This is a genomic window from candidate division WOR-3 bacterium (genome assembly GCA_039801725.1).
Lineage (GTDB): Bacteria > Hydrothermota > Tepidihabitantia > Tepidihabitantales > DTDR01 > DTDR01.
Genome location: JBDRVE010000005.1, coordinates 21144 through 43090 on the forward strand (window position 1 = coordinate 21144; position 21947 = coordinate 43090).

The following is a 21947-nucleotide window of genomic DNA, read 5'->3' on the forward strand; positions in this document are numbered from 1 at the left end:
CTCCCCTTTATATTTTATGAATTATTTAAGATTAGAACTGGTTTTGAAAGAAATTAAAATTGGTAAAGTCCTACCTTTTTATTTACTTTATGGTGAAGAAGATGCAAGGATTGAAGATATTCTTCGGGCATTAAAGAAATATTATTTTAATGATGAAGAATATATTGGTAGTTTATATAAAAAATACGATTTAAAAGAATTTTCTTTAAAAGATATTCTTTTAAATTTTAATTCGCCATCTTTTTTTGAAGAGATAAAATTAGGGTTTATTAAAAATTTTGATTTGGCATTTAAGAAAAGAAAGAAAAATAAAGAAGAAACCCTTACAAACTTTTTTAATAATTTAAGGAATAATAAAAATAAAACAATGGTAATCTATTTAGCAAAATCACCACAAAAAGAGAGGGAATACGAAAGTTTTTTTCAAACAAATAAATTAGAAAAACATGTGATTTATCTTTATCCTTTATCAAAAACTAATTTAAAAACTTATTTTATGGAAAAAGCAAAAGAGGAAGGCTATATTTTCACCAATGGTGCCTTAGAACTTTTGATTTTTCTTTGTGGCGAAGATTATTCTTTAATCTATTCCGAGTTTAACAAGATAAAACTTTATTCAAAAGAGAAGGTAATTAGTGAGGAGTTAATAGAAAAATTTGTTGGTTACAGTTTTGAGGGAAAATTGAAAAGCATTTTGGAGGCAATAAATTATAAGGATAAAGAAAAGTTTTTTAAAAGTCTTTACGGGTATTTGGGAAGTGCCAAAAGAGAGGAGATATCTTATCTTATTGGTTCTTTAGCTAATCATTTGTTAAATATTTATTTAAAAAAGACAGGTTTTTATTCTTCTTTTAAAGAAAAGGAATTAAAAGAAAAATTGGAAAATCTTTATAAAATAGATTTAATGATAAAAAGAGGAGAAAGTGAGCCGGAAGTTTTACTTTTAAACTGGGGAGAGAAATTATGAATTTTCGAGAGATTGAAGAAAAATGGCAAAAAATATGGGAAGAGAAAAAGGTATTTAAAACTAAAAGAGAGGGAAAGAAATATTACTGTTTAGTAATGTTTCCCTATCCTTCGGGTGATTTACATATGGGTCATGTGAAAAATTATGTGATTGGCGATGTCATTGCTCGCTATAAAAGGCAAATGGGTTATAATGTCTTACACCCTTTTGGTTGGGATGCCTTTGGTCTGCCAGCAGAAAATGCGGCAATTCTTCATGGTATTCACCCTTGGGAATGGACAAAAGAAAATATCGATATTTCCCGAAAACATTTGAAGATGATGGGTATCGGCTATGATTGGGAAAGGGAGATAATGACCTGTGATGAGAGATATTATAAGTGGAATCAATATTTCTTTATTAAATTTTATGAAAATGGTCTAGCCTATCGAAAAAAGGCATATGTTAATTGGTGTCCCGGTTGTCAGACGGTACTGGCTAATGAACAAGTAGTTGATGGAAGATGTTATCGTAAGACCTGTCAGAGTATAATTGAGAAAAAAGAATTGGAACAGTGGTTTTTTAAGATTACTGCTTATGCTGAAAGGCTTTTACAAGATTTAGATAAATTAGATTGGCCGGAAAATGTAAAGATAATGCAGAGAAATTGGATTGGTAAAAGTGAAGGGGTAGAAGTAGATTTTCCAATTGAAGGCGGAGGATATTTAAGAATTTTTACAACTCGACCGGACACTCTCTTTGGAGTCACTTTTATGGCAATCGCTCCTGAGGCAGAGATTTTAGAAGAAGTAATTAAAGGAACTGGTAAGGAGGAAGAGGTTTATCAGTTTAAAAAAGAGGTTTTAAGAATTTCCGAAATTGAGAGAACGGCGATTGGTAGAGAAAAAAGAGGGGTCTTTATTAACAAATATGCGATAAATCCATTAACAAACGAGAAAATACCAATTTTTGTTGCTGATTATGTGTTAGCAACTTATGGTACTGGTGCGATTATGGCAGTTCCGGCTCACGACCAGAGAGATTTTGAATTTGCTAAAAAATATGGTTTGCCCATCAAGGTGGTAATCAATCCTTATGGAGAAGAATTAAAACCGGAAAATATGGAAAAGGCTTTTGAAGAAGAAGGGGTGATGGTAAATTCCGGTATCTTTACTGGTTTATCTTCAAAAGATGGGATAGAGAGAATAACTAAATTTTTAGAAGAAAAAGGAATTGGGAGAAGAAAAATAAATTATCGATTAAAAGATTGGTTAATCTCTCGCCAAAGATATTGGGGAACACCAATTCCAATGATTCATTGTGATAATTGTGGAATTATTCCGGAGAAAGAAGAAAACTTACCAGTTGTTTTACCAAAGGATGTAAAAGATTATTTACCGAAAGGAAAATCGGTCCTTGCCGGAATCGAAGAGTTTATCAATACCACCTGTCCCAAATGTGGCCAAAAAGCAAAAAGAGATCCAGATACGATGGATACCTTTGTTGATTCATCTTGGTATTTTTTAAGATACCTTGACCCTCATAATAATGAAAAACCTTTTACCTATGAAGACACAAAATATTGGTTACCAATAGATAAATATATCGGTGGTATTGAACATGCTACCGGTCATTTAATTTATTTCCGATTTTTCACTAAGGTTTTATATGATTTAGGTTTTTGTGCTTATGATGAGCCCTGTGCTTCTCTTTTTACTCAAGGAATGGTTCTATATAAAGGAAAAGTGATGTCATCTTCCCAAAGGCATGGTGTTTGGGTTGGCGATTTTCTAAAAGAGTATAGCGCTGATATTGCTCGTTTGACAATTCTTTTTGCTGCGCCACCCGAAAAAGATATGGAATGGTCAGAAGAGATTGTTAGTGGTGTGAAAAGATTTTTGGAAAGAGTTTGGCGACTTTATGAGATAAATGGTTTCAAAGTCTTAGATAAAAAACCACAAATCAAAAATGAAAAAGATAAATATCTCTATATAAGGTTAAACCAAACAATTAAAAAAGTTATTGAAGATATGGAGAGTTTTCAATTCAATACCGCAATTGCTTCTCTAATGGAATTTCTTAATGATTTATATAAGTTTGAAGAGAAGAGCGAAGTATATTGTTATTCTCTTTATATCTTTTATCAATTACTTTCACCTTTTGCTTCTCATATTGCCGAAGAGATTAATGAGCGATGTGGTTTTAAAAATCTTTTAGTAGAAAGTAGATTTCCCAATTATGATAAAGAAGCGATCTATTTTGAAAAAATAGAAATTCCGATTCAGATTAATGGTAAGATAAGAGCAAAAATAGAAGTTTTAAGAAATGAAAAAGAAGAGCGGATAAAAGAATTGGCATTAGAAAATGAAAGAATAAAAGAATTGCTAAAGGGAAAAGAAATTGTAAGAATTATTTATGTTCCTAATAAATTGATAAATATCGTAGTTAAAGAATAAAATGCGGGCTCTTATTTTTATTCTTTTAGGAATTCTTATTTTCCTTTTGGTTTACTTTTACATCAATTATCGGGAATTTTTTTCTCAAATAAATAAAGAAGAGATAAGCGCTGAGATGTTAAGCAAAAAGGTTATTGAACTTTATGAGGCAAAATTAAATCGTTTAAAATTAAAAGTTGATTCTTTGGAAAATTTGGCTAAATTAAAGAGAAGGCCGATGCCAGAAGAGATAAAATTATTAAAGGAAGAAATTAAAAAGGGAGAAGAACTTTTAGAAGAATTAAAAAGGGCAAAAGAAGAGAAAAGAAATGAATTATATCATCTTTGCACGGAAGTTTATCAAAATGCCAAAGGTAGATGCGAAATTTTAAGAGAGAAAGTAAAATAGAAAATGTTAAAAAGAAATTTAGAGGTTGTTTATTATGAATTTGTTAAGTTAACAAAAATCTGGCTAAGTTATCCGATTATCTTTCTTTTCTTTACTATCTTTCCTTTGATTTGGGTTTTACCTTTTATCTTTCAAGGAAAGGCATTAGTTGGTAGTTTCTCTTCTGTCCCTTTTAAAGAATTAACCGGTAGCGGAAATTATTTGGCTTTTTTGCTTCTTGGTTCAATTGTTTCTACTTATGTTTTTTCTGGTCTTTGGGGAGTTGGCAATTCTTTAAGAGAAGAGACTTATTGGGGAACTTTAGAATATCTAATTTTATCCCCAACTAATCCCTTGGTTATTCTTATTGGCAAGACTTTAACCGAATTTGTATATGCGACAATTACTGTTATTATTCAAGCCTTAATTATTGTTTTAATTTTAGGAGCGAAAGTTACTTTTGTGAAACTATTACCAATAATTTTGATAATTCTTTTACTCCTTATTGGTTTTTATGGTTTTGCTATTGCCTTTGCTGGCTTTACTTTGTTATTAAAAGAGGTAGAAGGTTGGATTAGAACATTGGAGTGGATATTTTATCTTTTCTCACCAATTCGGTATCCGGTGGAGATAAATCCGATAACAAAATTTATTGCCAGTTTTATTCCTTTAACCTATGCTTTGTTAGCAATTCGGGCAATTATTTTGTTAAATAAAAATATTTATTCCCTTTCTAAAATTCTTCTAATTTTAGGAGTTATTGATGTTATTTTAATTGTTTTGGCTATTTTCTTGTTTAGATTTTTAGAAAAAAAGACAAGAGAATTGGGAACGATTGGTGGTTATTAAAATATGATAAAAAAATATCTTAGAGCAATCTGGGCAGAAAATATAAAAGAATGGAAAATTGAATTATCTTATAAAGCAGATTTTTTAAGAACCTTTATTGACCCAATTGTATATCTTTTGCCTTATTTGCTTTATGGAATAGCAATTGTGGGTGGTCGGGAATCTCAAGAATTGAAAAGGTTAACGGGAATGGGCGATATTGTCAGTTTTATTCTGCTTGGTTATATTTTTATTGGTTTTATGAATATGGCACTATGGGCAATGGGATTTTCTTTGAGAAAAGAACAGTATTACGGAACCTTAGAACAAGTCTTTTCAACACCGGTTCCGAGATGGGTTTTTACTTTAGGAATGGCACTCCATTCAACCCTTCATCAAACATTAATTTTAGTATTTCAAATAATAATTATCAATTTCATCTTTACTTTACGTTTTAATATTTCGGGGATTTTACCTTCTTTGATTGTTATTGCCTTGATGATTTTATCTTTATATGGTTTTGGGATGATGATTGCTGGTTTAACATTAACTTTAAAACAGGGTTGGCTGGTATCCGAAGCCCTTTCGGGAATAATGATGGTGATTACACCAATCGCCTATCCCTTAGCAGTCTTACCCATTTTTCTAAGAAAGGCATCTTTTTTTATTCCTTCTACTTATGGTATCATTGCCACAAGACACTTTCTTTTAAATGAAAGATTAGAGATTCCTTTAACAGCAATCTATTTTAGGCTATTTTTATTAACAATTGTTTGGATTAGTTTTGGATTAATCGTTTTTTATCTCATTGATAAAAAAACAAGAAAAGCAGGGACATTACATACTTATTGACATTTTTTAAATTTTTAATAAGATTTTCATTATTATGAATTATAATTAAGGAGGAAAAATGAAGAAACTAACAGTGTTTATTTTTTTAATCTTTTTAAGCTGTACTTTGTTTAAAAAAGAAGAAGAACCAATGCCCTTAGCGGTTGATAACTGGTGGGCATATCAAATTACTACCCAAACTATGCTTTCGCCGAAAGGTTTAAAATCTCATCTTTTTCAAAGACTTTCTAAATCACCGGCAACTTATATTGATACTTTAAAGATTGTTGGCAAACAAACGATAGAAGGGGTTGATGGTTATGTTGTTTTCTCCTCGTATGATAACGATACCGCTGGAATTTACTATTATAAAAATGATTATTTATGGTTCTATTATCCAGAAGATGCTATCAGCGAAAAAGTATTTCCTGAAAAGCCAAAAATTGGTGATAATTGGGTTGGTTATGAAGAAAAAACTGAAGAATGGGACTTCGATGGAGATGGAATAAATGATTCTATGTCAATAAAGACTGAGTACACAATTATTACCAAAGAGAATGTGAGTGTTTTAGCCGGCAGTTTTAAAGACTGTTATCGGACTCAGATGACTGCTACCGGTAAATTATGGTATTCTTCTACCAATCAATGGCAGACTATTATGACTTTAAGTGGCAATGTTTGGGTAAAAACGGGAGTTGGGTTTGTAAAATTAGAAATTACTGGTTACGTAACTGAGGAATTAATGGCATATAAAGTAAAATAATTGCTTTTAATAACCTTAGGAGAAATATCCGGAATTGGACCGGAAATAGTTTTAAAGGCGATAAGACATTTTTCGCCAGATAAAATAAAAATAATTGGCTCACAAGGAGTTTTAGAGAAGACCAGAAAGAAATTAAAATTAGAAATTGATTACCAACCTTATCTTTTAGAGTTATTAAAAGATATTGATTTCCAATTTGGCAAACCAACAAAAGAGACTGCTTATTATGCTTTAAATTCCTTAGAAACGGCTATTTCTTTAATTAAAGAAAAGAAATTCTTTGGGATTATAACTGCACCCATATCAAAAGAAAATTTAAAGAAGATTGATTTTAAATATCCCGGTCATACCGAATTTTTTGCGGAAAATTTTAATATTAAAAATTATTGCCTTCTTGCCTATACCAAATATTTTAAGGTTGCCTTTGTTACCCTTCATTTACCATTAGCAAAAGTTAAAAAAGAATTAACTTCTGAAAAAATTTATCAAACCAGTTTATTATTATACCAATTTCTTTCTAAGATTGAAGGAATAAAAAAGCCAAAGATTCTTTTCTTCTCCTTTAATCCCCATCTTTTTGAATTCAGTTTAGGAGAAGAAAAGATAATAAAAAAAGCAATAAAAAGACTTAGCCTATTTCCTGGTTATTATGATATAAAGCCAGCCGATACTTTACCTTATCTTTTAGGAAATTACGATGGCTATGTTGCTTTATACCATGACCAAGGAATGATACCGGCAAAACTATTAAGCGAAGGAAAAGGAGTTAATATCACCTTGGGATTACCTTTTATCAGGACTTCGCCTTTACACGGAGTAGGTTTTGATATCGCCGGTAAAAATCAGGCAGACGAGAAAAGTATGATAATGGCAATAAGACTTGCCTTAAAATGGTATAAGAAATTTTATTTTTATAAAAATTAATACTTTAAAATCAGTAAAAATTAATTTCCAAGAATCTTTAAAGACAATATAGCAGATAGTACTTATCTAAAAAGTTGAATTTAATTAAGTTTTAAATTTCAACAACTTATAGAAAGTTTAAAAGATTATTGACTTAATGAGTTTTGGCATTATAATTAGGTAATGTTGTTTTTCTTTCTCTTTCTTTTACAACTAAAAGATACAATAATTCCTGAAAGATATTATTATTTAGGACCTTTTTTAGTTGCGCCTCGAGAAGGGATTAGCGGAATAAAAGAAGAGAATTTCTATTTTGGCATTGATACAACTCAAAATTTCCCAACAAGTTTAGCCCAAGGAGGTTATACAAGTTGGCAATCAACAGTTTCTGATAGCCAAGGAAATGTAAAGTTTTCTTTTGATAATGTCCTTTGGGATACTTTAATCCAGTTTTATGGTTTTAGTGTTGTTTTAAATCTTACCTATGCCTATACCGAAATTGAAATGGAAGAAGATAAGATAATGCTTGTGATGGCAGAAAGGGTTGGTAGTTTTTTTGTTAATGGTAAAGGTTATGTGGGTGATGCCTACGGCCATAACTTTTTTAGAATACCAGTAAAATTTAAAAAAGGTAAGAATTCAATCTTATTAAAAGTAAGTGGTTATGGTGAAAGGAGTTTTAGATTTATTATCTTCCAACCAAAAAATAAGGTTATCCTTATCAAAGAGGATATAACAAAACCAGATATTTTAAAAGAGAGAGAAGAGCAAAGGCTTATTTTAGGAATACCTTTTTTAAATACTACCGAAGAGAAGGTTAATTTCAAATTAAAATTTTATCTCCAAGATGAGTTATTAAAAGAAGAGAATAAATATTTAATGCCCTTTGCGATTACCAAATTCCCAATAGAATTAAAAATAAATAATAAAAAATTAAACCTTAATGATTCAATTGTTTATATTTCTCTTTTGGTTGAAACAAAAGATGAGAAAGTAAGGGATTCTTTTAAAATCTATATCACTTCCGAAACCTTGCCCCATTCGGTAACTTTCATCTCCCAAATTGATTCTTCCTGCCAATATTTCGCTATCTTCTATCCAAATAATTTCGATAAAAATAAAAGATACGGTTTAATCTATTCATTACACGGAGCGGGTGTTGAAGCAATTGGTCTTTGTAAAGTTTATTCTAAAAAGGATTTTGCCTTTGTTGCCTGTCCGACAAATAGAAGACCCTTTGGTTTTGATTGGGAAGACTGGGGATATTTAGATTGTAAAGAGGTTTTAGAATATATAATAAAAAATTATCCCATTGATACAAATCGGATATATTTAACTGGTCATTCCATGGGTGGGCATGGTTGTTGGGTATTTGGGTTATTAAATCCTTCTCTCTTTGCCGCAATCGCTCCGGGTGCTGGTTGGATTTCCCATCAATCTTATGTTCCTTGGCTTTTCCAAAAAAGTTTAATATATGCTGACCCAGAGATAATTGCTTTAAGGGATAAAATCTTAAAGACCTATCAGACAATCCATTACTTAGAAAATGCTCATTCTTTACCAATATTTATCTTTCATGGTTCCTTAGATGATAATGTACCACCTCTTTTTGGTCGGATGTTTAATTTTGAGTTAGAAAGATTAGGTTTTAAAAAGATATACAAAGAAGTTCCTAATGTAAAACATTGGTATACTTTACCGGATACCAATATTGTCTGTGTTGACGACCCAGATATCATCAATTTCTTTAAAGAAAACGAAAGGGAACCTTTTCCCAAAAAGATTGGTTTTAAAACCTATGATTTAGATATTAGTAATAAAAATTATTGGTTAGAAGTTTTAGAAGAGGAAGAATTTGGCAGGGAGATAAAAGTTTCTTGTGAAATAAAAAACGAAACCATATTTATAAATACAAGTAATGTTAAAGTTTTGAAAATCTATCTAATTCCGGAATTAAAAGGGAAAGGAAAAATATATATTAAGATTGACGAGAATATTTTAAAATCTTCCACTTTTTCACCTATTTATTTAGTCAAGAATAAAAAATGGCAAATAAAGAAAAGTTTAAGATTAGAAAGGAAACATTTAAGAACAATGAAAAAGGCATATTTTTCACCTTTTATCTTAGTTTATTCAACAAAATCAGACACTGCTTATAAAATTACTTATTCTCAAGCCTTGAGGGAAAGTTATTTATGGTACCGTTACGGCAATGGTTATTGTTTAATTTTACCCGATACTTTAATTAATAATGAATTAGCAAAAAGTTATAATTTAATAGTTTTTGGCGATGAAAATTATAACTATCTGGCCGAGAGGTTAAAATTAAAGAAGATAAAAGAAGAAATTTTTAAGGATTTAAAACAAGAGTTTGCTTATCGGTTTATCTATTTTAATCCTTTAAATAAAGATAAATTTATTTTGGTTTCTTCCGGAACAAATTTGGAAAATCTTTCTCTTTCTACTTATTTTTCTTTATTATCTTCGGCAGTAGGGATGCCCGATTATGTTATTTTTAATTCCGAAGTAAAAGAAAAGGGGCTGGGCGGTGTTCTCAAAATGGGTTTTTTCCAATAATAATGCGGGGACCTTATCCCTTGACTTTAATTCAAATTGCTTTATTAATTCATCCTAAAAGAATCGGAGTTTTTCTTATCTATAATGAGAAAAAAGAAGTGATTTATGTTGGTCGAAGTGACGAAGAGTTGGCAAAAGAGTTAAAAAAATATATTGATATGGGAAAATTTTTTTCTTACGAATATGTCGTCAGTCCTAAAGAGGGGTATCTTTTGGAATGTAAATACTTCCATAAATATAAAGATAATTCCAATTTCTTAAGGGAAGACCATCCAATTCCACCAGCGGGTATAGAGGAAAAATGTCCGGTTTGCGGATTATAACACCAGCGAAAATAAATTTTGGCTTATTTGTATTAAACAAAAGAAAAGATGGTTATCATAATATTGAAACGATTTTAATCCCAATAAATCTTTTTGATGAACTCTATTTCTTCCCATTAAAAGAAAAAAAGATTATTATTAAAGTTTTTGGCAAGAAAATAAAAAGAGAAGATAATCTTGTTTATAAGGCAGCAAAACTATTTTTTGATACTTTCCATATCAATAAAGGGATAAAGATTATTTTAAAGAAAAATATACCGATTGGTTGTGGTTTAGGCGGCGGTTCATCAGATGCCGGTGCTACCCTTTATTTTCTAAATAAAATCTTTGATAAAGTTGCTAAAGAAAAAGAACTTTATAAGTTGGCAGAAAAGATAGGAATGGACGTTCCTTTTTTTATTAATCCCAAGCCCTCTTTTGCTTCTGGTCGGGGCGAAATTTTAGAAAGAATCAAAATTCCGAAATTATATTTTCTACTTTATCTACCAAAAATTGTTATCTCTACAAAATGGGCATATAACCATATCAAATTGACAAAACATAATTTTTCCCTTAAAATTTTAATATCTTTATTAAGAAAAAAATTATATAGTAAAGTATTGGAATATTTAAAAAATGATTTTCAAGATTTAATTTGTGAAGAATATAGAGAGATAAAAAGGATTATTAAAAAAATGGAAGAGTTAAATTTAAAGCCAATATTAACGGGAAGCGGTAGTGGATTATTTATTTGGGTAAAAGATAGAAAAGAGCAGAAAAGAATAAAAGACTTATTAAAAGAAAAGGGGATAGGGGTTTTAGCAGTAGAAACTTTTCTGGGGCGTCGTCTAATGGGCAGGACCCAGGATTTTGGATCCTGTTGTGGAGGTTCGAATCCTCCCGCCCCAGCCATTTTTTAAAATGAAAAAGAATAAATTAAAAATTTTTACTGGTCGGGCTAATCCTCCGTTAGCTCAAAAGATTTGTGAGATCTTAAATTTACCCTTGGGAAAAGTAACCATTTATAATTTTGCTGATGGTGAAATCTATTTAAAAATTGAAGAAAGTGTGCGGGGTTGTGATGTCTTTTTGATTCAGCCGACAAATCCACCAGCAGAAAATTTATTAGAATGTTTTCTATTTTTGGATGCTTTAAAAAGGGCTTCTGCCGGCAGGATAACAGCAGTAATCCCTTATTTTGGTTATGCCCGACAGGATAGGAAGGATGAGCCAAGGGTATCAATTTCGGCAAAATTGGTTGCTGATTTATTACAGAAAAGCGGTGCTGATAGAATTTTAACAGTGGAATTACATGCTGAGCAGATTCAGGGTTTCTTTGATATTCCAGTTGACCATATCTATTCCGCACCAATTTTTATTGAATATTTTAAGAAGGAAAAAGAAGAGTTATTAAAAAAAGCAGTAGTGGTTTCTCCGGATATTGGCGGTGCCCGCAGAGCCACAGGTTTTGCAAAAAGGCTGGGCGATTTACCCTTAGCAATTATTGATAAAAGAAGAGTGGGCCCAAATCAAGCCGAAGTTTATAATTTAATTGGCGATGTGAAAGATAAGATTTGTATTATTTTTGACGATTTAATTGATACCGCAGGAACCATTGTGAAAGCTGGAGAACTTTTGAAAAAGCAGGGTGCTAAAGAGGTTTATGTTTGTGCCTGTCATCCTTTATTTTCCCAAAATTCTTGCGAAAAAATTCTTAATAGTGAAATTAAGCAAGTTTTTGTAAGTGATACGATTTTTTTAGCGCCCGAAAAAATTAACAGTAAAATTGTCCAATTAACTATCGCCAAACTTTTGGCAGAGGCAATAAAAAGAATTCATTTAAATGAATCAGTTAGTTCATTATTTATCTAAAGGAGGAAAAAATGGAATTAAAAATAGTCGCCCATCTTCGAGAGAAAGCCGGAAAAGGAACTTGCCGAAAATTAAGAAGAGAAGGAAAAATTCCGGCGATTCTTTATGGTAAAAATGAAAAAAATATCAATCTCTGGGTGGAAGAGAGAGAGTTTACAAAAATTTTGCATCAGATTGCCAAAAGAAGTCCAATTCTGAATTTACGGATTGAGGAAAATAATGAAGAATTTCCAGTCGTTTTGAAGGCTTTACAGAAAAATCCAATTACTCAAAAATTTATTCACATTGATTTTCAGAAAATCCATCCGGAAGAAAAAGTCACGGTTAATTGTCCAGTGATTCTAAAAGGTACCGCCATTGGAGTAAAAATGGGAGGAATTTTGGATCAACACCTCTATTCCATTCCGGTAAAAGGGAAAATAGCGGATATTCCACCTTATATTGAGATTGATATTAGTCACCTAAGAATGGGTTATAGCATCCATATTAATGAAATAAAGTGGGAAAAAGTAGAACCCACTCTGCCTCCAGAAACGCCGATTGTTTCAGTTTTGACACCGAAGAAGATTGAAGAAGTAGCACCAACTGTTGAAGAAACAAAAGAACCAGAGGTAATAAAAGAGAAGAAAGAAGAAGAGAAAGAAGAAAAAGAAGAAAAATAATTTTCTTTTGTGAATGAAAAAGAAAGTCCCTATATTATCTGTGGTTTAGGCAATCCTGGTAAAGAATACCAATTTACCCGCCACAATTTAGGTTTTTTAGTTTTAGATAGTTTAGTAAAAGATTTTAATGAGAAATTTAAAAATTACCAGTTTTATGAAAGTGCGATAATTTCTTTTGAAAATAAAAAGATTTACTTAGTAAAACCCTTAACCTATATGAATTATTCGGGTGTTGGTGTGAAGGAGTTCTTAAAAAATCTTTCTTACGATTTGAATAAGTTTCTTTGCATTTTAGATGATCTCAATCTGCCTTTTGGCAAAATTAGAATTAGAGAAAAGGGTAGTGATGGTGGTCATCGGGGGTTGGCAAGTATTATCTATTATTTGGAAACAAATGAATTTCCCCGATTAAGAATTGGCATTGGTAAGCCAATCGGAATGACCGCTACTGATTATGTTCTTTCGGAGTTTAATAATGAAGAGAAAGAAAAATTGCCCGAAATTATTGAAATTGCTAAAAAAGCAATTATTGTTTTTATTAGAGAAGGAATAAAATCGGCAATGAATAAATTTAATAAAAAGATTGACTTTTGCTAATTTTCTCTTTATTATTAAGTTGTGAAAGTTGGTATTGTTGGCATTCCCAATGTTGGTAAAACTTCCCTTTTTAATTTATTAACAAAATGTCAGGCAAAGGTTGATTTATATCCCTTTACGACGATTGAGAAAAATATTGGTATTGTTTGTGTTCCTGATGAAAGATTAGAAAAGATTTGTGAGATAACAAAGCCAAAGATAAAAACCTATGCAACAATTGAATTTGTTGATATCGCTGGATTAGTCAAGGGAGCGTCAGAAGGAGAGGGTTTGGGAAATAAATTCCTTTCCCATATTCGTGAAGCCGATTTAATTTTACACTTACTAAGGGATTTCAATAATCAAATTCCTCATATTTATAGTTCTCCTAATCCAGAAAGGGATTTAGATATTTGTGAAATGGAATTGGCATTAGCCGATTTAAATATAATTGAGAATAATCTCCAAAAGATTGCCAAGATACCAACCCTCAAAGAAGAAAGAGATATAATGATAAAAATAAGAGAACATTTAATAAGAGGTGAAATTGATATAAATTTAAATGAAGAAGAAAAAAATTTGTTAAAGAAATATAATTTATTTATCTTAAAACCAAGAATATATGCGGTCAATGCTGATAAAAATAATGGCTTTGATATTGAAAAATATCCGAAACTAAAAGAAAAGAAACCCTATATTTTTTCTACTGCCTTAGAAGAAGAGATAATTAATTTAAGTGAAGAAGAGAAAAAGGAATATCGGAAGATATTAAATCTAAATGAAGAAGGGATAATGGGATTAGTTAGCGAATGTTTTCGTACCCTTTCTTTAATAAGATTTTACACAATAAAGGGTGAAGAGACAAGGGCTTGGTCAATAAAAAAGGGTTCAAAGGTAATTGAGGCAGCAGAAAAAATCCATACTGATATCGCAAAAGGTTTTATTAAAGCCGAAGTGATAAATTACAAAGATTTAATTGAAATTGGTGATTATCAAAAGGCAAAAGAAAAAGGGCTGGTAAGAATAGAAGGTAGAGATTATATTGTAGAAGATGGCGATATAATTTTGATAAGGTTTAAGGTATAAGTATAATTCAAATATTTTTCTAAAATCCGTCCCCCCAATAGTCTGGGATATAGTATTAGGGTGGTTTTGATAGTTATTTATTATAGGCTTTACTATATAGTCTATTTTTGAATCTTAAATATAGGGCTGTTTAAAAAAATGAATTTGGTTAAAAAGGAATTATTAAAAGGGGAAAATAGGTTATTTTGGAAAGTAATAACTTAAAAATTAAGGAAAGTTTTGTTTTAAGTTTTTATATAAGTAACCGGTGAATACTTTCATCATTGACCAGTAGATAAAAAGGGTTTATACTTATTATATGGAATTTAAACTGAAATCGCCTTTTACACCAAAAGGAGACCAGCCCAAGGCAATAAAGGAGTTATCTGAAGGGATAAAGAATGGCGAAAAATTTCTATGTCTTTTAGGTGTTACTGGTAGCGGTAAAACCTTTACTATTGCTAATGTTATTCAGGAAGTTCAAAAACCGACAATTATTATCTCACATAATAAAACCTTGGCTGCCCAATTGTATGGTGAATTTAAACAGTTCTTTCCCGAAAATGCGGTTGAATATTTTATCTCCTATTATGACTATTATCAACCAGAGGCTTATGTACCGGAATTAGATTTATATATTGAAAAAGATGCCTCAATAAATGAAGAGATAGAAAGATTAAGACTATCTACTACCTCTTCGCTAATTGAAAGAAGAGATGTGATCGTTGTGGCTTCGGTCTCTTGTATTTATAATTTAGGTGAACCATGGGAATTTAAAGAATCAATATTTCCAATAAATTTAAATAAGAAAATAAGTAGAGATGAGTTAATTGAGAAATTAGTCGATTTGCAATATTCCCGAAATGATATCGAGTTAAAAAGATGCTGTTTTCGAGTACGAGGGGATATTGTGGAAGTTCATCCTTCCCATAAAGATTTTGGAATAAGATTTGAATTTTATTATAATACTTTGGATAAAATTACCATTTTCGATTTATTAACAAATGAGAAGATAGAAGAGAAGGAGATGGTTGTTATCTATCCGGCAAAATATTTTACCACAAATAAAAGCCGTATTGAAAGGGCAGTTGAGTCAATTGAGGAAGAACTGAAAGAAAGGGTTGCCGAATTAAAGGCGATGGGCAAATTGTTAGAGGCACAAAGATTGGAACAAAGAACCCGTTTTGATATTGAGATGCTTTTGGAGTTTGGTTATTGTCCAGGAATTGAGAACTATTCAAGGCATCTTTTATTTAAAAAACCTGGTGAAAGACCCTATTGCCTTTTAGATTATTTTCCGAAGGATTATTTAATGGTGATTGATGAGAGCCATATCACCATACCGCAGATTTATGGAATGTATCGGGGTGACCGCTCAAGAAAGGAGGTTTTGGTAGAATATGGCTTTCGGTTACCTTCTTGTTTAGATAACCGACCATTAAAATTTGATGAGTTTGAAAGTTTAATCAATCAAGTTATTTTTACTTCCGCTACTCCTGGTGATTATGAATTAAAGAAAGTAAAAGCAAGGGTTGTTGAACAGATTGTTCGTCCTACCGGACTTGTTGACCCAAAGATGATTATTAGACCAACCGAAAATCAGATAGATGATATGATAAATGAGATTAGAAAGAGGGTAAAGAGAAAAGAAAGGGTATTGGTGACAACCTTAACAAAAAGAATGGCAGAAGATTTGGCAGATTATTTGAAAGAACTTGGTTTTAAGGTTAATTATTTGCATTCAGAAATTGACCCAATAGAGAGAGTGGAGATTCTGCGGAATTTAAGATTGGGAAATTATGATGTTTTGGTTGGAATAAATCTTTTAAGGGAAGGATTAGATTTACCAGAAGTTTCTCTTGTCTGTATTTTAGATGCTGATAAGACAGGTTTTTTAAGGGATGCCCGTTCTTTGATTCAGATTGCCGGTCGGGCATCAAGAAATGTGCGGGGTGAAGTTATTTTATACGCCGATAATATTACCGAGGCAATAAAAGAGGCATTAAAAGAGGCAGAAAGAAGAAGAAGAATTCAATTGGAATATAATAAGAAACATGGTATAAAACCAGAAAGTATTAAAAAGACCGTTCAACAGGTTTTATTAACAACTGTTGTCGCCGATGCCAAGGAAGAAGAATATAAGATTGATGAGATAATGGATAGCGATGATAAATTAGAAATTATTGAGAAATTGACAATTGAGATGAAAAAGGCAGCCGAGAATTTAGAATTTGAAAGGGCTGCTTTTTTGAGAGATAAGATTAGGCAACTTAAAGATGAATTAACAATTGAAACCTTAAAAAACCAAAGAAAAAGGAGAAGAAAATAATTAAATGCTTTTAAAAGAAATTAATAAATTGAGAAGAAAAATTTTTCTTTCCCATTTTTTTATTCTATTATTCTCTTTCCTTTCCCTAATTATTTTTCTTTTCCTTACTTTAATAACCAATTTTTTAATCTTTGAAGGTATTTATTTAATTATCTTTTTCTTTTTTTTTATTTTATTTATTTTTTCTTTCTATCTTTTTATCAAAAGAAAGAATTATTTCCCCTTTTTTAAGGATTATTCCCTAATCAAAATTGCCCAAATCCTTGATGAAAATTTTGATGCTTTAAATAAAGAATTGACACCGGCGGTTTCCTTTCTAAGGAATTATAAAAAATATCAAGAAAGCAAAGAAAGATATTCCCTTTCTTTAATTAATTGGGCAATAAAAGAGGGAGAAAAAAGGTTTCAGGAGAATTATTCTTTTATCAAGAAAAATTTATTTAAAAAATTGGGGATTGATAAGAGATTAAAAGAGAATTTTATTATCTTTTCTATTTCTTTAATCATCTTTTTTTTATATTTCATAATTTTTCCCGTTCCTTTTAAGATAGGTTTTTATTCTGTTTTTAACAAAAATAAATTGCCCATCCAATTTGAGATTGAGCCAAAAAATCTTTTTGTCAAAAAGGGTGAAGCAGTAGAGATAAAATTGAAATTGATTTCGCCTTTTAAATTTAAAAAGGTTAATTTTGTCTATGGTGGGGACTTTAAGAGAAAAACAGCATTAAAATTAGTGAAGGATTCAGCGAAGGTGATAATTGTTCCCAAAGAAGAATTAACTTATTATTTCGAAATTCTAAATCTGAAATCACCAGTTTATCAAATCAGTTTTTCCCCAACGAGGGAATTAACATTATTATCCTTAAAAGTTATTCCTCCTTCTTATACGCAACTTTCACCAACTGAATATTCTTTTCCAAAAGAGATTTCGGCAATACTTGGTTCGAATGTAATTTTAAAAGCGAAACCCTATTTTAATCAAGTATTAACGGAAAAGAGAATAATTAGTGAAAACCAAGATTCTTGTTTTTTCTCGCTGTTAGAGGAGGCGGAGAGGACTTTAATGGTTATTTTTAATAGCGAAACAACAAGTATTGGGATAAACTATTTAGCCGATGAATATCCTTATATTACCTTTCTTTTCCCTAATAAAGATATTGACCTTCCCGAAAATATGAAGGTTCCTTTAAGAATTTATCTTTTAGACGATTTTCAAGTTAAAGAGGCAAGGATTTACGGAATAAAAGATAGTGACACTTTTTTGGTTAAAAAATTTAGCATTGATAAAAAAAGTGATTCGGTTGATTTTTGGTGGGATTTAACGGATCTAAACCTCCTGCCGGGGAAAGAGGTTCTTTATTATGCTGTTTGTTATGATAACGATATTATTAAAGGTCCAAAATCTTCAAAAACCAATATTTATAAAATAAAATTTCCAACAATCGAAGAGATATTTACCAAGACAACCGAAAGGATAGAAGAAGTATATTCTGAAGTAGGTAAAGAAAAAAGTGATTTGACAGAGATGTTAAAAGAGGTGGAGAAATTGGAAAAATCCTTTAAGGAAAAAAGAGAAATCTCTTATGAAGAAAAGAGAACCTTGGGTAATATTTTAGATAAAAATAAAGAATTAATAAGTAAATTTTCGGAATTTAGAAAAGAGGTTGAAGAGTTATTAAAAGAATTGAAAGAATATCCGTTGTTTGATCAGGCCACTTTGAGTAAACTTATGGAACTGTTTCGGATACTTGATGAAATGATCCCTAAGGAATTGAAGGAGAGATTATTAAAACTGAGAGAGGAATTAGAAAAATCAAAGAATTGGCGTGAGTATCTTTCCCAATTAAAAATAAGTAGTGAAGAGTTAAAAAAAATAATGGAGCGAGCAGAGAATCTTTTGAAGAATTTATTAAACTCGGCTAAATTAAAAGAATGGGAAAAGAAGTTCAATGAATTGGCAAGATTACAAGAAGAGATTGAAAAGGATATAAATAAACTGCCTATTGAGGAACAAAAAGATTTAGAAAAGGCAATAGAAAATTTAGAAAAAGAGATAAAAGAATACCAATTTGAAGATAAGGATTATCAAGAATTTCAAAAAAAGTTAAAAGAACTTATAGAAAAATTGGATTTAAAAGAAAGGGCAAGGCAGATTGCTCAGGAAATGGAAAGAAAAAACCTGTTTTCAGCAAAAAGGATGTCCTCGGCTTTAAGGAAGGATTTAAAAAATTTGGCAGACCGTTTAAAGGATTTTCAGAAGAGTATAAGTGAGAAAAATAAAGAAAAGATTTTTAATAACCTTTTGAAAATTGGCTTGGCACTGAATGATTTAAGTAAAGAAAGTAAAAATCTGATAAATTTTTATATAAAAGATGAAGATAGTGAGAAGGATTTTGGTAAGAAAATAAGTCTCCTTTATAATAGTATAAAATTACTTTCTGATTCTTTGCTTTCTTTAAGCAATCAATCTTTAATTATTTCGCCTAAGTTGGCTCAGGGGTTAATCAAAAGCATTTCGGATTTAGAAAGGATCAGCAGATTTATTGCCGAAAAGAATTTCAATTATGCCAAAAATATTTTAGGGAATGTGAAATTAAATATTGATAAAACTATTTTGAATATTATCTATCTTTTAAACCAGCGAACAAAGGGGGGCGGTGGAATAGAAGAGTTTTTAAATGCTCTGCAGCAAGCAAGTGAAATGCTTGGCGAAATGTTGTCGGAGATGGGCGGTTTTCCAATACCGATGCCGATGGGTGGAATGGATTTACAAAAGTTACAAGAGATGGCGAACAAATTAAGTTCCCTAAGAAAAATATTAGAAAATGCTTTAAAAAGTCTTTCTTCGGAACCAGGGTTAACCAGTAGTATGGAAGGAATTTTAGAAGAAATGAAAAAAATTGAAGAAGATTTAAGTAAATTAAATATTAGAAGGGAATTGATTGAAAGAACTGCTGGAATCTATCGGCGATTGTTAGATGTAGAAAGGAGCATAAGAAAAAAGGAAAAGGAAGAGGAGTACGAAGCGGAAGTAGGTAAAGAGTATGAGATAAAAGAAAAAATTTTATTACCCCAAGATTATGGCGAACGAAAAAAATATCTCCAAGAAGAACTTTTAAAGATTTTAAAAGAAGATTTTCCCCAGGAATATTACCCCTTGATTAAAGAATATTTTTATAAATTGTTAGAAGAATGAAAGGATTAATTTTATTGGTTTTTATTTTAAGTGATAATTGGCAGACAAGATTATTAAAGGAGGGTTTTAAAGATTCCCTTTATTTAGAATATAAAGAAATGAGCTTCAGAGAAAAAAGATATAAGGAACTTAAAAATCTTTCATTAGAACTTTTAAAAAAATATCCTCGAGAAATTCTTCTTTTACTTACCTTAGGAGAGATTGAAATTATTAATAAAAATTTTAAAGCTGGTTATTCCTATTGGGAACAGGCTTTAGGAATATCAAAAGAAAGTGCCTTTTTCGTTCGGCAATTATTAGATAAATATAAAATAGAGTTAATAGATAAAAATTACCCCTTTTTGAGCCTTCTTTCTCTAATGAAGAAAAACGATCTAAAAAAAGCAAAAGAATTTTCCAATTTTTTACCGCAAGGCGAATTAAAAACTTATTATCAAATATTGTTAATCGGTTATTTGGGTTTTAACGACTCAGTTCTTTTTAATATATTTAATTTTCTCAGCCTTTTTGAGAAGAGCCCCTTAAAGGAGGAAGTTCAAGAATTGGGTTTACTTTTGAGTAGTGGTAAAGATATAAAAAATTATTTTTATTCTTTAATTCTTTTAACAATGGGTGAAAAAGAAAAAGCGGTTAATATTTTAAAGAAAATTAATGAGGACTATTCTCTTATTAAGTTGGCTGAGGTTTATCAAAAAGAAAACAAAATCCAATTGGCAATTAGTGCCTTGGAGAATGCTTTAAAAACGGATAATGACTTTTTTCGTGCCAAAGCACAATATTACCTTGCTTCTCTTCTTTTAGAAAAAGAAGAGAGTCGAGCAATTTTCCTATTAGAAGATATTGTTTTTAATCATCCTTTAACACCCTATACTTTCTATTCACGGGAATTACTTAATAAATTAAAAATAAAGGGCGTTAGGTAATTAATAGAAGACAACTTTGCTGTTTTCTTTTAAGGAATGAAAAAGAACCTTCATATCTTCTAAAGAAAAAATTATTGCGTTAAAATCAATCAAATCTTTTGGCAATTCTTCGGCAAAAGGACCACAAATTACTAAGTTTTCTCCTAAAGAAAGAAGATAAGGTGAAAAACTGTTTTTAATTATTCTCTCTTCCTCTTTGGGTGGTCTCTTTCCTAAAAGTCCGTAGTAATGCTCCGGTATTGTAAAATAGGTGGTTTCTTGCTTTGCAACAATTTGTAAAATTCCCATTGGTAAGGCAAAATCTCCCTGAAGGAAAAGATCAAAATTCATTCTTCTTAGTGTTTTATCTTCAATTTTTAAATAGGCCAGTTTATTTTTTCTATCGATTTCCAGAAAAAATTCTTTTAGTTCTCCTAAACTCCTCTTTAAATTTTGTAAACTAATTTCTTGCTCAGTTTCCTTTAATTCCTTCTCCAAACTATCCTTTAGAAAAATTAGCTCTTTTAATTCATTTTCTCGATTGTTAATTTCTAAAAACACAGTCTTTTTTATTACACTTTCGCTTAATCGCACAAAGGAGATAATAAAAATAAATAGTGAGATATCAAACAACCTTTTCATTTTCCGTAAATATAAACTTTGGCACCAATTTTTAATGAATCATAAAGCATCTTAATTCCTTCTTTTTCCACGCGAATACAACCATGGGAAACAGGGATTCCTAAGAGATGCTCATGAGGTGTTCCGTGGATTAAAATTCCACCCCCTAAATCTAAGGCGTAATCCCCAAGGATTCCTCTCACTCTTCTTAAAGGCGAATCACTTGGTGGAATAGGTTTCTTTTCTTCAATAAATGCCCAATCTGGTTTATACCAAACAGGATTCTTAATCTTTCTCAAAACCTTTAAAACCCCTTTAGGGGTAACAAATTGCCATTTTTTGCCGAAAGGGGCTACTAAAATTTTTCCTGAGCCACTTGAAATTTTAAATTCTCCAACAATTTTTTCTCCTTTTTTTAGATAAAGAACTTGAGAAAAGAGGTCAACCACACAATAATATTCGTCATTATTACTTTCCTTTTTGAAGGAAGTCAGTTCTTCTTTTTTCTGCCTTAAGAGTTTACGTTTTTTTTCAATAATTTTCTGGTAATTTCTTATTTCTTTTCTCAAATAATTTATTTTTTTAACATTATTAAAAACATCAAATCTTATCGTTTCATTAAAGGGATAAACAACTTCACTTAAAAAGAAGAAAAGAAAACTTAAAAAGACAAAAAGGAACACCCAAATTATTTTCATTTTATTATAAATTATAAAAAAACCAATAAGTTTGTCAATTACAAATTGACTTT

At 30.6% G+C, this 21947-nt stretch carries 18 protein-coding genes and 1 tRNA gene; 17 read left to right on the forward strand and 2 right to left on the reverse strand.

The window, feature by feature from the left end:
• Nucleotides 1-16: 16 nt before the first annotated feature.
• The 17 genes from holA to ABIK75_01985 all read left to right on the forward strand — a co-directional run bounded on the left by holA (nucleotide 17) and on the right by ABIK75_01985 (nucleotide 20596).
• Nucleotides 17-967: a DNA polymerase III subunit delta gene (gene holA, locus ABIK75_01905; protein MEO0089849.1), complete on the forward strand. Its 951-nt coding sequence runs from the start codon at nucleotides 17-19 to the stop codon at nucleotides 965-967.
• On the forward strand, nucleotides 961-3402 hold the full coding sequence (gene leuS / locus ABIK75_01910) for a leucine--tRNA ligase (protein MEO0089850.1): 2442 nt from the start codon (nucleotides 961-963) through the stop codon (nucleotides 3400-3402). The genes holA and leuS overlap by 7 nt, the downstream gene beginning before the upstream one ends.
• A 1-nt stretch (nucleotide 3403) precedes the next feature.
• On the forward strand, nucleotides 3404-3790 hold the full coding sequence (locus ABIK75_01915; GenBank protein ID MEO0089851.1) for a hypothetical protein: 387 nt from the start codon (nucleotides 3404-3406) through the stop codon (nucleotides 3788-3790).
• A gap of 3 nt (nucleotides 3791-3793) precedes the next feature.
• Nucleotides 3794-4618: an ABC transporter permease gene (locus ABIK75_01920; GenBank protein MEO0089852.1), complete on the forward strand. Its 825-nt coding sequence runs from the start codon at nucleotides 3794-3796 to the stop codon at nucleotides 4616-4618.
• A gap of 3 nt (nucleotides 4619-4621) precedes the next feature.
• On the forward strand, nucleotides 4622-5449 hold the full coding sequence (locus tag ABIK75_01925; protein ID MEO0089853.1) for an ABC transporter permease: 828 nt from the start codon (nucleotides 4622-4624) through the stop codon (nucleotides 5447-5449).
• A 58-nt stretch (nucleotides 5450-5507) separates the two neighbouring features.
• Nucleotides 5508-6191: a hypothetical protein gene (locus ABIK75_01930; GenBank protein ID MEO0089854.1), complete on the forward strand. Its 684-nt coding sequence runs from the start codon at nucleotides 5508-5510 to the stop codon at nucleotides 6189-6191.
• Complete coding sequence (locus ABIK75_01935) at nucleotides 6192-7115, forward strand: 4-hydroxythreonine-4-phosphate dehydrogenase PdxA (protein MEO0089855.1); 924 nt, start codon at nucleotides 6192-6194, stop codon at nucleotides 7113-7115. It begins immediately after the preceding gene.
• A gap of 162 nt (nucleotides 7116-7277) precedes the next feature.
• Nucleotides 7278-9671 carry a prolyl oligopeptidase family serine peptidase gene (locus ABIK75_01940; protein MEO0089856.1) on the forward strand — a complete coding sequence of 798 codons (2394 nt, stop codon included), beginning with the start codon at nucleotides 7278-7280 and terminating at the stop codon, nucleotides 9669-9671.
• Between the two features lie 2 nt (nucleotides 9672-9673).
• Nucleotides 9674-9994, forward strand: coding sequence for a hypothetical protein (locus ABIK75_01945; protein MEO0089857.1), 321 nt, complete (start codon nucleotides 9674-9676; stop codon nucleotides 9992-9994).
• A gap of 816 nt (nucleotides 9995-10810) precedes the next feature.
• A tRNA-Gln gene (locus ABIK75_01950) sits at nucleotides 10811-10885 on the forward strand.
• 9 nt (nucleotides 10886-10894) lie between these two features.
• Nucleotides 10895-11845, forward strand: coding sequence for a ribose-phosphate pyrophosphokinase (locus ABIK75_01955; GenBank protein MEO0089858.1), 951 nt, complete (start codon nucleotides 10895-10897; stop codon nucleotides 11843-11845).
• A gap of 11 nt (nucleotides 11846-11856) precedes the next feature.
• Nucleotides 11857-12507: a 50S ribosomal protein L25 gene (locus ABIK75_01960; GenBank protein ID MEO0089859.1), complete on the forward strand. Its 651-nt coding sequence runs from the start codon at nucleotides 11857-11859 to the stop codon at nucleotides 12505-12507.
• Between the two features lie 9 nt (nucleotides 12508-12516).
• Nucleotides 12517-13104, forward strand: coding sequence for an aminoacyl-tRNA hydrolase (pth, locus tag ABIK75_01965; GenBank protein ID MEO0089860.1), 588 nt, complete (start codon nucleotides 12517-12519; stop codon nucleotides 13102-13104).
• Nucleotides 13105-13125: 21 nt separating this feature from the next.
• On the forward strand, nucleotides 13126-14169 hold the full coding sequence (gene ychF / locus ABIK75_01970; GenBank protein MEO0089861.1) for a redox-regulated ATPase YchF: 1044 nt from the start codon (nucleotides 13126-13128) through the stop codon (nucleotides 14167-14169).
• A 298-nt stretch (nucleotides 14170-14467) separates the two neighbouring features.
• Complete coding sequence (uvrB, locus tag ABIK75_01975; GenBank protein ID MEO0089862.1) at nucleotides 14468-16477, forward strand: excinuclease ABC subunit UvrB; 2010 nt, start codon at nucleotides 14468-14470, stop codon at nucleotides 16475-16477.
• Nucleotides 16478-16481: 4 nt separating this feature from the next.
• Complete coding sequence (locus ABIK75_01980; protein MEO0089863.1) at nucleotides 16482-19673, forward strand: hypothetical protein; 3192 nt, start codon at nucleotides 16482-16484, stop codon at nucleotides 19671-19673.
• Nucleotides 19670-20596, forward strand: coding sequence for a hypothetical protein (locus ABIK75_01985; GenBank protein ID MEO0089864.1), 927 nt, complete (start codon nucleotides 19670-19672; stop codon nucleotides 20594-20596). The genes ABIK75_01980 and ABIK75_01985 overlap by 4 nt, the downstream gene beginning before the upstream one ends.
• Here ABIK75_01985 and ABIK75_01990 read toward each other — a convergent pair whose 3' ends face one another.
• Together ABIK75_01990 and ABIK75_01995 are read right to left on the reverse strand one after the other, a co-directional pair.
• On the reverse strand, nucleotides 20597-21217 hold the full coding sequence (locus ABIK75_01990) for a hypothetical protein (GenBank protein MEO0089865.1): 621 nt from the start codon (nucleotides 21215-21217) through the stop codon (nucleotides 20597-20599). It lies immediately after the preceding gene.
• Nucleotides 21214-21894 carry a L,D-transpeptidase gene (locus ABIK75_01995; protein ID MEO0089866.1) on the reverse strand — a complete coding sequence of 227 codons (681 nt, stop codon included), beginning with the start codon at nucleotides 21892-21894 and terminating at the stop codon, nucleotides 21214-21216. Before ABIK75_01995 ends, ABIK75_01990 begins: the two co-directional genes overlap by 4 nt.
• Nucleotides 21895-21947: the final 53 nt, after the last annotated feature.

Bases quoted from the DNA above. Each gene is read 5' to 3' on its own strand.
- holA (MEO0089849.1), top strand. From the start codon at position 17: ATGAATTATTTAAGATTAGAACTGGTTTTGAAAGAAATTAAAATTGGT.
- ABIK75_01915 (MEO0089851.1), top strand. From the start codon at position 3,404: ATGCGGGCTCTTATTTTTATTCTTTTAGGAATTCTTATTTTCCTTTTG.
- ABIK75_01920 (MEO0089852.1), top strand. From the start codon at position 3,794: ATGTTAAAAAGAAATTTAGAGGTTGTTTATTATGAATTTGTTAAGTTA.
- ABIK75_01925 (MEO0089853.1), top strand. From the start codon at position 4,622: ATGATAAAAAAATATCTTAGAGCAATCTGGGCAGAAAATATAAAAGAA.
- ABIK75_01930 (MEO0089854.1), top strand. From the start codon at position 5,508: ATGAAGAAACTAACAGTGTTTATTTTTTTAATCTTTTTAAGCTGTACT.
- ABIK75_01940 (MEO0089856.1), top strand. From the start codon at position 7,278: ATGTTGTTTTTCTTTCTCTTTCTTTTACAACTAAAAGATACAATAATT.
- ABIK75_01945 (MEO0089857.1), top strand. From the start codon at position 9,674: ATGCGGGGACCTTATCCCTTGACTTTAATTCAAATTGCTTTATTAATT.
- ABIK75_01955 (MEO0089858.1), top strand. From the start codon at position 10,895: ATGAAAAAGAATAAATTAAAAATTTTTACTGGTCGGGCTAATCCTCCG.
- ABIK75_01960 (MEO0089859.1), top strand. From the start codon at position 11,857: ATGGAATTAAAAATAGTCGCCCATCTTCGAGAGAAAGCCGGAAAAGGA.
- uvrB (MEO0089862.1), top strand. From the start codon at position 14,468: ATGGAATTTAAACTGAAATCGCCTTTTACACCAAAAGGAGACCAGCCC.
- ABIK75_01980 (MEO0089863.1), top strand. From the start codon at position 16,482: ATGCTTTTAAAAGAAATTAATAAATTGAGAAGAAAAATTTTTCTTTCC.
- ABIK75_01985 (MEO0089864.1), top strand. From the start codon at position 19,670: ATGAAAGGATTAATTTTATTGGTTTTTATTTTAAGTGATAATTGGCAG.
- ABIK75_01990 (MEO0089865.1), bottom strand. From the start codon at position 21,217: ATGAAAAGGTTGTTTGATATCTCACTATTTATTTTTATTATCTCCTTT.
- ABIK75_01995 (MEO0089866.1), bottom strand. From the start codon at position 21,894: ATGAAAATAATTTGGGTGTTCCTTTTTGTCTTTTTAAGTTTTCTTTTC.